The 13,569-nt window shown below is 56.7% G+C and carries 7 protein-coding genes; 3 read left to right on the forward strand and 4 right to left on the reverse strand.

The features are described from left to right. The first annotated feature begins 785 nt into the window (after positions 1-785). The gene (locus tag GSQ94_RS01870) at positions 786-1,748 is read left to right on the forward strand and encodes a hypothetical protein (RefSeq protein ID WP_158941600.1); all 963 of its coding nucleotides are present in this window, start codon (positions 786-788) and stop codon (positions 1,746-1,748) included. A gap of 166 nt (positions 1,749-1,914) precedes the next feature. On the opposite strand, the gene GSQ94_RS01880 is transcribed toward GSQ94_RS01870, so the two are convergent. The 3 genes from GSQ94_RS01880 to GSQ94_RS01890 all read right to left on the reverse strand — a co-directional run bounded on the left by GSQ94_RS01880 (position 1,915) and on the right by GSQ94_RS01890 (position 6,131). After that, positions 1,915-4,104 (reverse strand): SIS domain-containing protein, encoded by a 2,190-nt coding sequence (locus tag GSQ94_RS01880; RefSeq protein ID WP_254063535.1) that lies wholly within the window; start codon positions 4,102-4,104, stop codon positions 1,915-1,917. Between the two features lie 87 nt (positions 4,105-4,191). After that, positions 4,192-4,923 (reverse strand): FkbM family methyltransferase, encoded by a 732-nt coding sequence (locus tag GSQ94_RS01885; protein WP_158941601.1) that lies wholly within the window; start codon positions 4,921-4,923, stop codon positions 4,192-4,194. Beyond that, complete coding sequence (locus tag GSQ94_RS01890; protein WP_158941602.1) at positions 4,920-6,131, reverse strand: O-antigen ligase; 1,212 nt, start codon at positions 6,129-6,131, stop codon at positions 4,920-4,922. Before GSQ94_RS01890 ends, GSQ94_RS01885 begins: the two co-directional genes overlap by 4 nt. Before the next feature lie 275 nt (positions 6,132-6,406). Here GSQ94_RS01890 and GSQ94_RS01895 point away from each other — a divergent pair, with 275 nt between their 5' ends. Together GSQ94_RS01895 and GSQ94_RS01900 are read left to right on the forward strand one after the other, a co-directional pair. Then, entirely contained in the window at positions 6,407-7,606 is a 1,200-nt protein-coding gene (locus GSQ94_RS01895) for an acetate/propionate family kinase (protein ID WP_158941603.1), read from the forward strand. A gap of 64 nt (positions 7,607-7,670) precedes the next feature. Beyond that, a complete protein-coding gene (locus tag GSQ94_RS01900; RefSeq protein WP_158941604.1) occupies positions 7,671-10,100 on the forward strand; it encodes a phosphoketolase in 2,430 nt (809 codons plus the stop codon). A 74-nt stretch (positions 10,101-10,174) separates the two neighbouring features. Here the strand turns inward: GSQ94_RS01900 and GSQ94_RS01905 are convergent, their stop codons facing one another. Continuing rightward, positions 10,175-13,474, reverse strand: coding sequence for a TonB-dependent receptor (locus tag GSQ94_RS01905; RefSeq protein ID WP_158941605.1), 3,300 nt, complete (start codon positions 13,472-13,474; stop codon positions 10,175-10,177). Positions 13,475-13,569 lie beyond the last annotated feature (95 nt).

Genomic DNA, 13,569 nt, shown 5'->3' on the forward strand with positions numbered 1-13,569 from the left:
TGGAGTCAAGTTCTCTTAAGTAGCCTGGTTATGTTTTGGGAAGCGGAGGCGGTTCGTGCTTTCGCACGAATGCCCACTCATGCGGTGAGACTGCATGAATGGGGCACCCGAGGTTTGGTTGGTTTTATGTATGGGCCACCCACCGCCGAGGCTTAGGACGGGTCTGGAGGGGGTGAATCGAACAAATAGAGGGTGTTGACGTCTGGTAATCCGAACTCACCAAGAACTCCCTCAAGGTCGGAGAGTTCTAAGCCCACTAATCTGCCTTGCCTTTGCCTGAGAGTCACTGAGACTAGATGGCCTTCGACCTTTCCGATTAGATCGACCAACATGTGGTCGTGCGGCGACGTTACGATCTTGTCGTCTCCCTCGACATGCAGTGAGATGCTTGGGCATCCGCAGGGACACCATTGTTTAGCGAGGATCCCCTCTAGTTGAGGAAGAAATGCGTTTGAGCCAGTAGCACCGTGCCCAAGAAGCCAAGTCAGGAACGAGTGCTCTTCGGGGTTGAGAGCGCGATACTCGGAGAGATCGGTTGTGACTGGGGCCGTTTGTGTGGCATCCGTTGAAGCTGGGCGATCCTTCGTCGGAATTGCCCTGCGTACTTCTGCCAGATACTCTGAGAGGCTTCGCTGCATTGTGTCCTACGTTATACCTCATGATGAAAGAAAAGCGGTTCGTGCTTTCGCACGAATGCCCACATCTCAGAATCGAGATATGGGGCACCCGCCCAACAATCCAGATAAATTCCGTGATACATTCTCTCCACTATGTTGAGTTGGTTGATGTTATTTGAGGTCTTGCAAGTTACTGAGGGACCGCTGAAGTGGACTTACGTTCTCACGACATTTGCCGTTGCTGTAATTCCCTTGCTTCTCGCTGGAATCGGAGGGCATTTGGCTACGTTAGCATTGCCCGGAAACGACAGATCCAGACGCAGATGGAAACTTGGGATTTGGATTCTGGCTATTGTCGGCATCCTCGTGTTTGCTTTTACGCAAGTGCTGGCATATCAAGCAGACCGGGAGAGAGAAGCTTTCCAAACGTCAGTATTAGATCAACTGAAGATAATCGCCAATGAGCCCAATAAGGCGAAACGTCAAGAGGCTGTTGACAAGTTGGCTTCATCTTTCCCGGGAGCTGTAAACCCAAAGACCTCAGCGCGAACTCAGTCAAAAGCGTCATTGCCAAATACTCCTGCCCAAAATGTTCAACCGACAACGCAGCCTACTCCTGCACCCACCACAGCCACTGGTACCAAGCCGGACTTACCAATAGCTTGTCCGCCAGAGGGAACTCTAGCATACGGATGGGTTGCGACTCCGACAGGGCCTAATGAGGGTATTAACTTTACCTACTTGCCCAAACCTTTGAATCCAACGCTGGACATAGAACGGTGGGTTAAGCTACCTGCAAATCAACAACAACAAGCTCAGGACCTTTATGCCGAGTTGCTGACACATCTCGAAAAACCAAAATCGCTCGATACAAGTGCTGGAGCGATTGCAACAGAAAATGTAATCAAGTCGATCTCAGTACTTTTTTCTAACGATGGGTTCTTATCTGTAGGTTATGAAGTACACACGCACAGCGGAACATCAGTGACAGCTAAATCATCCGATATTCCAGTAAGTAGTCTTTCCAAGTCTGGCCGTTTAGCCATCGCCGATTTTCGCTCGTTCACTAATTCAGCGGCTGATAACGCATGTAATGAAGCCCTGCATAAGCTAACAGAAACTCCTAAATGACCAGGTCGCTTAGCGGAGTTACTAGCTTCAGTAGGCACTTACCCAAAGCTTGACCTCAAAAAAATGTGGACTTAGTCAAAAAAAATAGCAATTCCAAGAGCAGTCTGATTCTCAGCACAAGCTAGAAGTACTCACAACCCCGAGTAAAACGAGCGGGATGTTTTGATCATTCGACAGTAACTGACTTGGCTAAGTTTCTGGGTTGGTCTACGTCGCAGCCTCGGCGGACGGCGATGTGGTAGGCGAGGAGTTGGAGGGGGACTACTTCGAGGATGGGTAGGAGTAGTTCGGGGGCCTGGGGGATGTAGATGGTCTGCTCGACGAGCTGGCTGATCTCGGTGTCGCCTTCGATGGCGATGGCGATGACGCGGCCAGAGCGGGCGGTGACCTCTTGAATGTTGCTGAGGGTTTTTTCGTACTTGAGGACGCTGGAGGGATCGTTGGGGTCCTTGGTGGCGATGCAGACGACGGGGAGGGATTCGTCGATGAGGGCGTTGGGGCCGTGCTTCATCTCGCCGGCGGGGTAGCCTTCGGCATGGATGTAGGAGATCTCCTTGAGCTTGAGTGCGCCTTCGAGGGCGATGGGGTAGTGGATGCCGCGGCCGAGGAAGAGGAAGTCGTCGGAGGTGTGGAAGAGGCGGGCGAGCTCTTCGCACTGGGCTGAGAGGGGCCGGCGGGTGGTGGCGCGGCGGTCGTAGCCTGCCCAGCTTGAGTTCAGTTCGGTGGGGTGAGTGGGTAGAGAAGCGGGTTTCTCCACTCCGGCGCTTTGCGCCTCCGGTCGAAATGACGAATTTTTGTTATGCCCGGGATTTCGGGTGGGAGCTGTGGGGGCGGCGACGCCTTCGGAGGCGCCGGGGGAGTCGGGGGAGGTGATGTTGAGCATGGAGGCGAGCTTGCCGGGGAGCTTGGAGAGCTCGGTGACGAGGTGGAGGGATTCGGCGTCGGAGATGGTGCCGCGGACCTGGGCGAGGTGGAGGGCGAGGACGAAGAGGGCGGTGAGCTGGGCGGTGAAGGCCTTGGTGGAGGCGACGCCGATCTCGGGGCCGGCGTTGGTGGTGAGGGTGCCCTGGGCTTTGCGGGTGATGGCGGCGCCGACGACGTTGCAGATGGCGAGGGTTTTGGAGCCTTTGGCGGCGAGCTCGGCCTGGGCGGCGAGGGTGTCGGCGGTTTCGCCGGACTGGGTGATGAGGAGGCCGATGGCGCGAGGGTCGGCGATGGGGTCGCGGTAGCGGTACTCGGAGGCGTAGTCGACTTCGACGGGGAGGCGGGCGAGGCGCTCGATCATGAACTTGCCGGCGAGGCCAGCGTGCCAGGAGGTTCCGCAGGCGGCGATGGTGATCTGGCTGGCGTTGCGGAGGTCGTCGTCGGAGATCTGCATGGCTTCGAGGAAGACTTTTCCTGTTTCTAGGGAGACGCGGCCGAGGGTGGTGTCGCGGATGGCGCGGGGCTGCTCGTTTATTTCCTTGAGCATGAAGTGCTTGTAGCCGGCCTTTTCGGCCTGGATGGGGTCCCAGGTGATGCGCTGGACTTTCAACGGAAGCGGCTGGGCGTTGAAGTCGGTGAGGGTGACGCCCTCTTTGGTGAGGATGGCGACTTCGCCGTCGGCGAGGAAGTGGATGTTGCGGGTGTGGTGGAGGATGCCGGGGACGTCGGAGGCGAGGAAGAACTCGCCGTCGCCGATGCCGATGACGGCGGGCGGGCCCATGCGGGCGGCGACGAGCTTGTTGGGCTCGTGCGCGGAGAGGACACCGATGGCAAAGGCTCCGGTGATGCGCTTGACGGCGCGGCGGACGGCCTCTTCGAGTGGGATGGTGGGCTTATTGGGGAGGGTGAGGACGGCTTCAGACTCGTTGGCCTCCGTGGGTGCTTGCCGCACGGGCGCTGAGCCTTCGGCGTGGCTGTGCTTGCCGCTCCCGTTGGTCGCTGTTTTGGCGGCGAGGTTGAACTCGTCTTCGATGAGGTGGGCGATGATCTCGGTGTCGGTCTCGGAGACGAACTTGTGGCCCTTAGCGACGAGGGCGCTCTTGAGGGAGAGGTAGTTTTCGACGATGCCGTTGTGGACGACGACGAGGGTGCCGGTGCCGTCGCGATGGGGATGGGCGTTCTCTTCGGTGGGGCGGCCGTGCGTGGCCCACCGGGTGTGTCCGATGCCGAAGGTGCCGTCGATGGGGGAGTCGTGGATGACGGTTTCGAGGTTGCGGAGCTTGCCGGGAGCGCGGCGCAGCTCGAGGCCGCTGGGACCTCCCGCTACGGCTATGCCGGCGGAGTCATAACCGCGGTACTCAAGACGGCGGAGGCCTTCAATGATGACGGGGACGACGGACTGGGGGCCAATGTATCCAACGATTCCACACATGGAAAGAGTTTAGATGGCGGCGGAGGATTTTGCGCGGGAGAAGGTGTGTGACTTTTGGGGGAGGGTGCGATTTGGGACGGCTGCCGGTTAGAGGTTGTCGGTACGGACGAAGATGCCGTCTACCTGGAGAAGCCTTCCCGTAGCGGAGTCGCGGAAGGAGGGCTCAAGGTCCCACAGCTGAAAGCCGTGGCTAGACATGATGGCGGACATCTCCGGCATGAGGGTTTCACCTTGATAGAGGGGTATGAGGGACATCTCCAACTGAACGGCGAGGGCCTTCGAGAGGAGCTTCGGGGCTCCGCTGAGTACCTGGAGCTCGAAGCCCTGGACGTCGAGTTTCAGGAAGGCGCGGCTCTTGAAGGCAGCAGGAGGGAGGACGTCGTCGAGGCGGCGGATAGAGACTTTTTCCTTGTGAAGGTATCCGGAGTGAGGGGCTGCGGCGAGATGGGAGTCAAGCATGGGGAGGATGGAGCTGCAGAAGGAGTCCGCGGAGATATTGATCTGCGCTTCGCCAGATTCCGCTCCGAGGGCGATTCCGGCTACGGTCCATAGGGAATCGGACGCGGAGGCGTGAAGGAGTTTCTGATAGGCGGTGTTGCTGGGTTCGAAGGAGAGAATGGGGCCATGGTGGCCGAGAGCGCGACAGAGTTTTGCGAACTGACCTGCGTTCGCGCCTACATCGAGAATGATGTCGAGATTGAGCAGGGAGAAGAGTCGACGGTAGCGGAGTTCCTGGGAGCTGTAGACGCTGGTCCTGCGGATCTGGTGGCCGGTAGCTTCTACTGCGGATCGGATGGAGTGCTTTAGCAACTGAGTCATGTGGTCGAAGTCTCCAGATGTAGCGCCTCTGCCGGCTGTGAGGAGTGAGTGCGGACCGAGAGCAGAATGGAGAGCATCGTCAAAAGCCAGAGAGGATAGGAGAGGTCGATGATCTGGGTGTCGGTCAAGCCATGGACGAGAGCGAAGAGTAGGAGGGTGCCCGTCAACGTTTTGAGGGAGGAGGAAGGAGCGCGACGAATCTGCCGGAAGAGAGACCAATAGAGACCGATGATGAGGATGACTCCAACGATCCCAAAGGAGAAGAACTGTTGAAGGAGCTCATTGTGGGCTTGCTGGGCTTCGAACTTTCCTAGAGGAGGGATGATGAAACGATAGGAGTAGAAGCCATATCCGAGGAGAGGTTTCTTGATCGCGTACTCGAAAGAGACGGCCCAGATGAAGGTTCGTCCAGTGAGGGTTTCGGGATCGGTTCCTGCGGTGTAGCTGGTGAAGTACGCCTGTAGAAGGCCAGAGAGAAAGGCCAGAATGATACCGGCGGCGATGCCGATTCTGGTTTTGATTTTGCGGGTCAAGGTGGAGTCCCAAAGGAGATAGAACCCGAAGGCGACAAGGAACCCGAAGATGGAGCTCTTGCTGATGGTGCGCAAGAGGGTTGTGGCGAGGAAGAAGGCAGGCCATCGCCAAAACGTGGTTTGGTGAGCAAGATGTATCGCGAGAAGCGTCGCTATGCTGAAGAGGAAGCCGAGCGCGTTTGGATGCAGGAAGTCTTCATTGCCGAGGCGTAGATCGTCCATTGCCGGGATGATCCAGGCGATGATTGCCACGAGAACCGCTCCGCAGACGAAGCCTTTCATGATTGCCGTGGCCTGAACTTCAGCATTCCTTTCACGCAACAAAAGCCATACGGCGGCGACATCAGCGGTCCAGGAGAACCAGTAGCCAACCGATGCGTCGAGTGGCGCCTCTGACCAGAGGAGACTGATGAGACTGAGGGCGAGGATCGCGATGGACCAGCGAACGGGGGGTGTAAAGAGTGAGGAGGAGGATACGCTGGATACGCTGCCGATAGAGGACATTGCCGCAAGGGTAAGAAGAGAAAGGCTGAGTGCAACGAAGGCGACGGTTCCGTGAAGGGGCTCGTCTTGAAACCAAAGGAAGGTCAAAGAGATTCGGAAGGCGAAGATGAAGCCAGTCAGAATGGGCAAGAAGAAAAAGCCGCCACGGGATTTATTGACTGTCGATTCCATAAGCTGCTGCGTATCTCGATACAGCGGAGGGCGATGTCTTTGGACTCTGCTGGGCCGTCGTCCTGATGTGAGTTTAGGTCGTGCAGGACGTTGTGAGCTGGTGGCTGGGTTGATGCGGCAATCTTTTTACAACTGCGAGACAAATGCAGGACACTCCGTGGTTATTTCAAGAACGAGGAGCTTTTCGAGGGGTTTCCTGGGGATTTATGGGTCTTTCTCTTTAGACAAGGAGCGAGGTGTAACGTAGGCGACAGATGTTTTGAGATAGGGGTGTCATGCGCGTACTTGTGATTAATAGTGGATCTTCTTCTATCAAGTTTTCCCTATTTGAAGCAGAGCATGATGAGGCTCGATCGCTGTTTGAGGGGGAGGTGGCTGGGATTGGCGCGGCAAAGAGCGGCTTCAAATTTTGCGACGCCGGTGGTCGTGACCTGAGTGGTGGACGCAACGAGGTGAAGGCGCAGACCCCGGTAGAGGCGATTGGGTTAGTGGTGGAAGCGGTGAGCGGACAGGGCCTGCCCGCTGTGGAGGCAGTGGGCTATAGGGTGGTTCATCCAGGAGCAAAGCTGGATCGGCATCAGAAGATTACCGAAGAGGTGTTGCGAGATCTTGAGGAGGCTGTGCCGTTTGCGCCGCTGCATGATCCGGCCGCGATTGAAGTGATCAAAGAGATGATGGCGAAGTTCCCGAAGGTAGCGCACTATGCGTGCTTCGATACGGTGTTTCACCAGACGATGCCTGAGGAGGCGACTACCTATCCGATTCCGTTGGAGTATCGCGAGCGGGGAGTTCGGCGGTATGGCTTTCATGGGTTGAGCTGTGAGTCGATTGTGCAGCAGCTGCGAGCCGACAAGGAGATTTCGTTTCCTAAGCGGATGGCGATTGCGCACCTGGGGAGTGGATGCAGCGTTACTGCGGTTGTGGATGGGTGTTCGATCGATACGACGATGGGGCTGACTCCGACGGGCGGGGTGGTGATGGGGACGCGGCCGGGGGATCTCGATCCTGGGCTGGTGCTCTATCTTCTCCGCCAGATGAAGGGGGATCAGGCAGCGGCACTGGAGAAGATGCTGAACCACGATGCGGGGATGGTGGCGCTTTCCGGCATGTCGAACGATATGAAGGAGGTTCGGGAGGCGGTTGTAAAGGGCGATGCGCGGGCTCGGTTGGCAGTGGAGATCTTTACTCGGAGCGTGAAGAAGGCGTTGGGCGGGTTTATTGCTTTGATGGGCGGACTTGATGCAGTGGTATTTGCGGGCGGGATTGGCGAGCATGATACGCGCTCGCGAGCAGAGATTGTGGCCGGGATGGAGGGGATGGGGGTCTCTATTAATTCTGTGTTGAACGAGGCCCAGGGAGACGCTGTTCGAAAGATTAGTGCATCTGACTCAATGACAGCAGTGTTTGTCGTTCCGGCCAAGGAAGACTGGATGATTGCGATGCATGTGCATCGGATGGCTGAGCCTAGTAAATAGCTCACCTTTGGTTACAATCCAGGATCCTTCTCAGCGTATTCCCGGTTTCATTTGAAGGAGTTTTATGAGCAGCGTATCTAGCGTATCGAAGGCGGTTAGCAAGACGAAGAATGAGGGTGGCAAGCCGCTATCGGCTGAGGAACTGCGGAAGATGGACGCTTACTGGCGCGCGTGTAATTTTTTGTGCGTGGGTATGCTCTATCTGCGGGCGAATCCGCTGCTGCGGGAGCCGCTGAAGCCGGAGCATATCAAGAACAGGCTGCTTGGGCATTGGGGGTCTGATCCGGGGCAGACGTTTGTGTGGGTGCATCTGAATCGACTGATCAAGAAGTACGATTTGGATCTGATTTATATCTCGGGGCCGGGACATGGAGCGCCTGCGACGCTGTCGAATAGTTACCTGGAGGGCGTTTATTCAGAGGTGTATCCAGATAAGAGCGAAGACGTTGCGGGAATGCAGAAGTTTTTCAAGCAGTTTTCGTTTCCGGGTGGGATTGGCAGTCATTGCACACCGGAGACGCCGGGTTCGATCCACGAGGGCGGTGAGCTTGGGTATAGCTTGTCGCATGGTTTTGGTGCGGCGTTCGATAATCCCGACCTGATTGTGACTGTGGTGGTGGGAGATGGAGAGGCTGAGACGGGTCCGATGGCTACGTCCTGGCACTCGAATAAGTTCCTGAATCCGGTGCGGGACGGGGCGGTGCTGCCGATACTGCACCTTAACGGTTACAAAATAGCGAACCCCACGGTACTGGCGAGGATTTCTCCAGAAGAGCTGGAGTGGATGTTCAAGGGATACGGATGGGATCCGCGTGTCGTTGAGGGAGACGATCCGGCGACGATGCATCAGCTGATGGCGGGAGTGATCGAGGATTGCGTGAAGGAGATTCGCGCGATCCAAGAGAAGGCACGGAGCGCGCCGAAGGGGACAGATCCTGAACGGCCGCGCTGGCCGATGATTATTCTGCGTTCGCCGAAGGGATGGACGTGTCCAAAGGAGATCGATGGACATAGGCTGGAAGGGTCGTGGCGGGCGCACCAGATGCCGATTTTGGATCCGGTGACTAATCCGAAACACCTGAAGATGGTTGAGAAATGGATGAGGAGCTACAAGCCGGAGGAGCTGTTCGACGAGGCGGGGAAGCTGATCCCGGAGTTGAAGCAGATGGCGCCGGTGGGACAGCGGAGAATTACGGCGAATCCCCATGCGAACGGCGGACTGCTAAGGAAGCCGATGGAGCTGCCGGATTTTCGCGACTATGCGGTGAAGGTAAAGAAGCCTGGGCAGATAGAGGTTTCGCCAACGGATGTGCTGGCGCACTTTCTGCGTGACGCGATGAAGATGAATATGACGAGCTTTCGCGTATTTGGGCCGGATGAGACAGCTTCGAACAAACTGCAGGTGATCTACGAGGGCAGCCACGGGAAGACGTGGATGGCGAAGATGCTGCCGGAGGATGCAGATGGTGGCGATCTTGCGCGTGACGGTCGCGTGATGGAGATTTTGAGCGAGCACACTCTGGAGGGATGGTTCGAAGGATATGTGCTGACGGGACGACATGGATTCTTTTCGACATATGAGTCGTTCGTGCACATCATCGATTCGATGTTCAACCAACATGCGAAGTGGCTGGAGAAGAGCAAGCTGGAGCTAAGATGGCGTGCTCCGATTTCGTCCATCAATCTTCTGATTACTTCGCTGGTGTGGCGGCAGGATCACAATGGATTCACGCATCAGGATCCGGGGTTTCTGGATGTTGTGACGAATAAAAGTCCGGAGGTGACCAGGATCTATCTTCCGCCGGATGCAAACTGTCTTTTGAGCGTGGGGGATCACTGTCTGCGCAGCTCGAACTACGTGAATGTGATTGTCGCGGATAAGGCGCTGCACATGCAGTACCTCAACATCGATGATGCGGTGAAGCACTGCACGAAGGGAATTGGGATATGGGATTTCGCGAGTAACGACGCTGGAGATGAGCCGGATGTGGTGATGGCTTGCGCAGGGGATATTCCAACCGAGGAGGCGCTGGCGGCAGTGGCGATTCTGCGCGAGCGGTGTTCGGATGTGAAGATCCGGTTTGTGAATGTGGTCGATCTGTTTCGACTCATGCCGGAGACGGAGCATCCGCATGGTTTATCGGAGAAGGAGTTCGATAGCTTGTTTACGAAGAACAAGCCGGTGATCTTCAACTTCCACGCATATCCTTCGCTGGTTCATAAGCTGACTTACAAGCGGACGAATCATGAGAACTTTCATGTACGCGGGTACAAAGAGAAGGGGAACATTAACACTCCGCTAGAACTGGCGATTCTGAATCAGATCGATCGATTTGACTTGGCGATCGATGTGATTGATCGGGTTCCGCGACTGCAGTTGACGGCGGCGCATACGAAGGAGTGGTTGAAGGGGCAGATTATCGAAGCAGTGAACTACGCGCATGAGAATGGGATCGACCGTAAAGAGATTCGAGAGTGGCGGTGGCCTGTGTAGATTTGTGTGCAGACGTGAAAAAGCCCCATCCTGCGATGCTCTGCGGATGGGGCTTCTTTGTTGCGGGGTTTGGGTTAGAAGATGATCTTTCCACCGAATTGGGTGTTGAAGGCTTCGCCGGCTCCGATTCCAGGTGCGCCGTTGAAGTCTCCGATGGTGTCGCTGAGTTGCGAGCTTCCGCCGACGGACGGGGAAGGTGGAGCGAAGTTATTGCGGTTGAGGAGATTGAACATCTCGGCGCGGAACTGGATGGTGACTCGCTCACCGATCTTCGTGTTCTTGAAGACGGAGAGATCGACGTCGCTATAGCCAGGCGCGTAGAACGAGTTGCGGCGGACAGTACCGAATGTTCCTGGGGTGGGATCCTGGAAGGCGCTGAGATCGATCCAGTTTGCGGTGGTGGACTGGCCCTGATAACCGGTGTGAGCAGGAGCAATCTGAACCGCGCGGTCGTTGCCCTCGTTGGTGCCACTGATGTCTCCAGAGGCATGAACAGTAAAGGGCGCGCCACCATGGAAGCTAAGCAGACTGTTGACCTGCCAGCCGCTAGTGAGGCGCTTGAGATGCTGCGAACCGGGAACCTCGTAGCTCATGAAGCTGACGAAGGTATTCCTAGTGTCGAAGTCTGAGTTGCTGTAGTCGCCTTTGAAGTTATTGTTGTCTTGAGGGAGAGCGCCTCGATAGGCAGTGACTTCGTCAAGGGCGTGCGACCAGGTGTAGACGGTTTGGGTGGAGAAGTGATGCCAGTTGGTGATGCGCATCTGAACCTGTAGAGAGTTGTAGTTTGCCGTGCCGATGCTCTCGATCTGGTTGATGTTGCCGTACTGCGGATAGAGGCCGTAGAACGGACGGGTTACCTGACGATTGATGTCGGCAGCATAGACGCCGGGAGCAGCCTGGTTGATGTCGAGAAGGCTAAGGAGATGACGGGCTGAGGAGCCTACATAACCGAGTTGAAAGATGACGCTGGGTGCAAGGGTGTGCTCGAGGTTTACGTTGTAGTTCTCGTTATACGACGGTCGGAAGTTGGGGTTGACGGAGAATACGCCGCAGGGCGAGGTCGCTGAGCAAGGATAGCCAACCGAGGAGGGGAAGATGGGAACGCCTGCAACGATGGTTGTGTTTGATCCGCCGTTTGCCGCAGAGACGGAGTACACAGGGCTTGCGCCGCCGGGGTTGCCTTCTACGCCGTTGGGAGCCTGGTTCCCGGGACGGTTGTCGAGGAAGGGGTTGAGGTTGGGAGTATCTGCGTACCAGCCGTAGCCAGCACGGATTACGGTGTTGCTGTCAAGCGCATAACTCAACCCGAGACGAGGGCTTATGTTCTTGTAGTACTTAGGCAAAAGAGAGTCGATCTGATTTCCCTGGAAGGCGAGACCGTTCGACGCGATGAGCGCTGGGCGGAATACGGACATGTCCTGGTAAGAGTTATGAAGGGGCCCTTCATAGTCATAGCGAACACCGTAGTTCACGTTGAGCTTTGGTGTGAGCTGCCAGGAGTCACCGGCGTTGAGGAACCAAGTATTGACGAAGACCTGACGCTCGGGGTTTCCGATGGTGATGCTGGCGGCTGATGTTGTTCCGGCCAGGAAATCAGCGAGAGAGTAGCGATACCCGTCGAGACCGTCTGCATTCGGTGTAGGTGCAACTCCTCCGTTTCTTGCGGTAGCGACAGCCTGGGTTTGAGTTCCGTCGAAGGTGAAGGAGCCAGTGGCATGACGGTGATAGAACTCATCAAGTTGAGCTTGCCGATATTCTCCGCCGAAGCGCATCTGATGCTTGCCTTTGGTCCAGGAGAGCTGGTCTGTGATGTGACCGGTGATGTCATTGCGTCCTTCAGGGGGTGTGAGACCGACCTGATCGAAGTTGCTGCTTGCACTGTTGGTGCCGCCGCCGGTTGTTGCGGGTCTTCCGATAGTGATGTTCGGAGCGTTCGGTAAGATAGCGCCTGTGATGAAGCCGAGGCTTTGAACATCCTGCCCGGTCTGATTGTCATTGAAGACCTGATTGAAGTAGTTGACTCCAGCGAGCACCTGGTTGGAGATGCTGGAAGAGATGACGCGGTTATAGACGATAGCGATGTTCTGCACGTGAATTGGCGCGACCTCATAGTATGCGAGAAGTTGAGATCCGACTGGCGCGACCTGACTCCCCTGGCCCACGAACCAGTGGGCGCTGAGGTTATCTTTGTCGCTGAGACGATAGTCGACTTTTCCGAGGCCGTTCCAGCTGTAGCCGAACTCGGGATCGTTGGAGTGGAAGTTGTTGACTGTGCCCACGGTGTCCTGGCTGAGAACGTTGGCGCCCCAGAGCCTGTTGAGGACACTTACCATGACGGGATTTACGGCAAGTCCGTTCTGGGCAAGGACTGCCGCGGCTTGATTCTGCCAGCCGACGGAGGGCTCGGTGGCGGTTCCTGATTGGCCGATAACGAAACGCTGATGCTCAAAGGTGAGGAAGCCGAAGAGTTTGTCTTTTAGGAAGGGGCCGCCGACGGAGAAACCAGTGTTGTAGTTGCGGACCTTCTGCTTGGTGTCGGCAAAGGGGCTTTTGGCTCCGAAGAGTTCGTTGCGGTTGAAATAGTAGGCGGTTCCGTGAAGCCCATTGGTGCCAGAGCGGAGGGTCAGGTTGACGGTGCCCCCTGGGTTGCGGCCGCCTTCGGGGCCCGACTGGGTCTGTGCGGAGAACTGATCCACTGCATCGAGTGGGAGGATGATGCCGGCGATGCCGGAGACACCACCCTGGTTGACTGCGGGAATGTTATGCCAGAGGTCGTTGTTATCGACGCCGTCGATCTGCCAGTTCATCTGATTGGCGCGGGTTCCGTTGAGGGAGCCGTAACCGCCGCCGCTGTAGCCGGCGTAGCCCGCAGTGAGAGAGATCATCTGGGTGAAGTCGCGACCGTTGAGCGGGAGGTCGGCGACTGCTTTGGCGTCAAGGACAGTGGTCTGGGTGGTGGTGGTGGTGTCGAGGGCGACTGCGGCGGCATCTACTTCAACTGTAGTTGCCGAGCTAGAGAGAGGGAGAGAGACGGGCAGAGTGTAAATGACACCAGCCTGAACGGAGATCTTATCGGTCTTGACCGTTTGGAAGCCGGAGAAGCTAACAGTAACGCTGTAGGTGCCGAGGGGAAGATCCTGGAAGAGGAACTCTCCGCCGCTGGAGCTGGTGGCGGTGTGCTTGACGTCGGTGTCGGTTTGAACAGCGACGACGGTGGCGTTGGCGATGGCTGCGCCGGTGCGGTCAGTCACTGTGCCGTTGATCCCGCCGCGGAAGGTCTGGGCGTGAGCGAGAGGCATTGCAAGGATGGTGAGGAGAATGGCGGCGAGGCTGTAGAGAACAGCCTGTAGGGGTCGTACTGATAACCGTTGCATATAACCTCCGAAAAAAGACAAAGACTCTCCTTGATCGCTCTAGAGCGATTTTTTAATGTCGATTTAGACAACAAGCCGGCGTCGCAGCGGAATGC

The organism is Granulicella sp. S190, from assembly GCF_009766095.1.
Lineage (GTDB): Bacteria > Acidobacteriota > Terriglobia > Terriglobales > Acidobacteriaceae > Edaphobacter.

What these genes read in the sequence shown, in the direction of transcription:
- GSQ94_RS01905 (WP_158941605.1), bottom strand. Translation starts at nt 13,474, where the DNA reads ATGCAACGGTTATCAGTACGACCCCTACAGGCTGTTCTCTACAGCCTC.
- GSQ94_RS01870 (WP_158941600.1), top strand. Translation starts at nt 786, where the DNA reads ATGTTATTTGAGGTCTTGCAAGTTACTGAGGGACCGCTGAAGTGGACT.
- GSQ94_RS01880 (WP_254063535.1), bottom strand. Translation starts at nt 4,104, where the DNA reads ATGTGTGGAATCGTTGGATACATTGGCCCCCAGTCCGTCGTCCCCGTC.
- GSQ94_RS01895 (WP_158941603.1), top strand. Translation starts at nt 6,407, where the DNA reads ATGCGCGTACTTGTGATTAATAGTGGATCTTCTTCTATCAAGTTTTCC.
- GSQ94_RS01900 (WP_158941604.1), top strand. Translation starts at nt 7,671, where the DNA reads ATGAGCAGCGTATCTAGCGTATCGAAGGCGGTTAGCAAGACGAAGAAT.
- GSQ94_RS01890 (WP_158941602.1), bottom strand. Translation starts at nt 6,131, where the DNA reads ATGGAATCGACAGTCAATAAATCCCGTGGCGGCTTTTTCTTCTTGCCC.
- GSQ94_RS01885 (WP_158941601.1), bottom strand. Translation starts at nt 4,923, where the DNA reads ATGACTCAGTTGCTAAAGCACTCCATCCGATCCGCAGTAGAAGCTACC.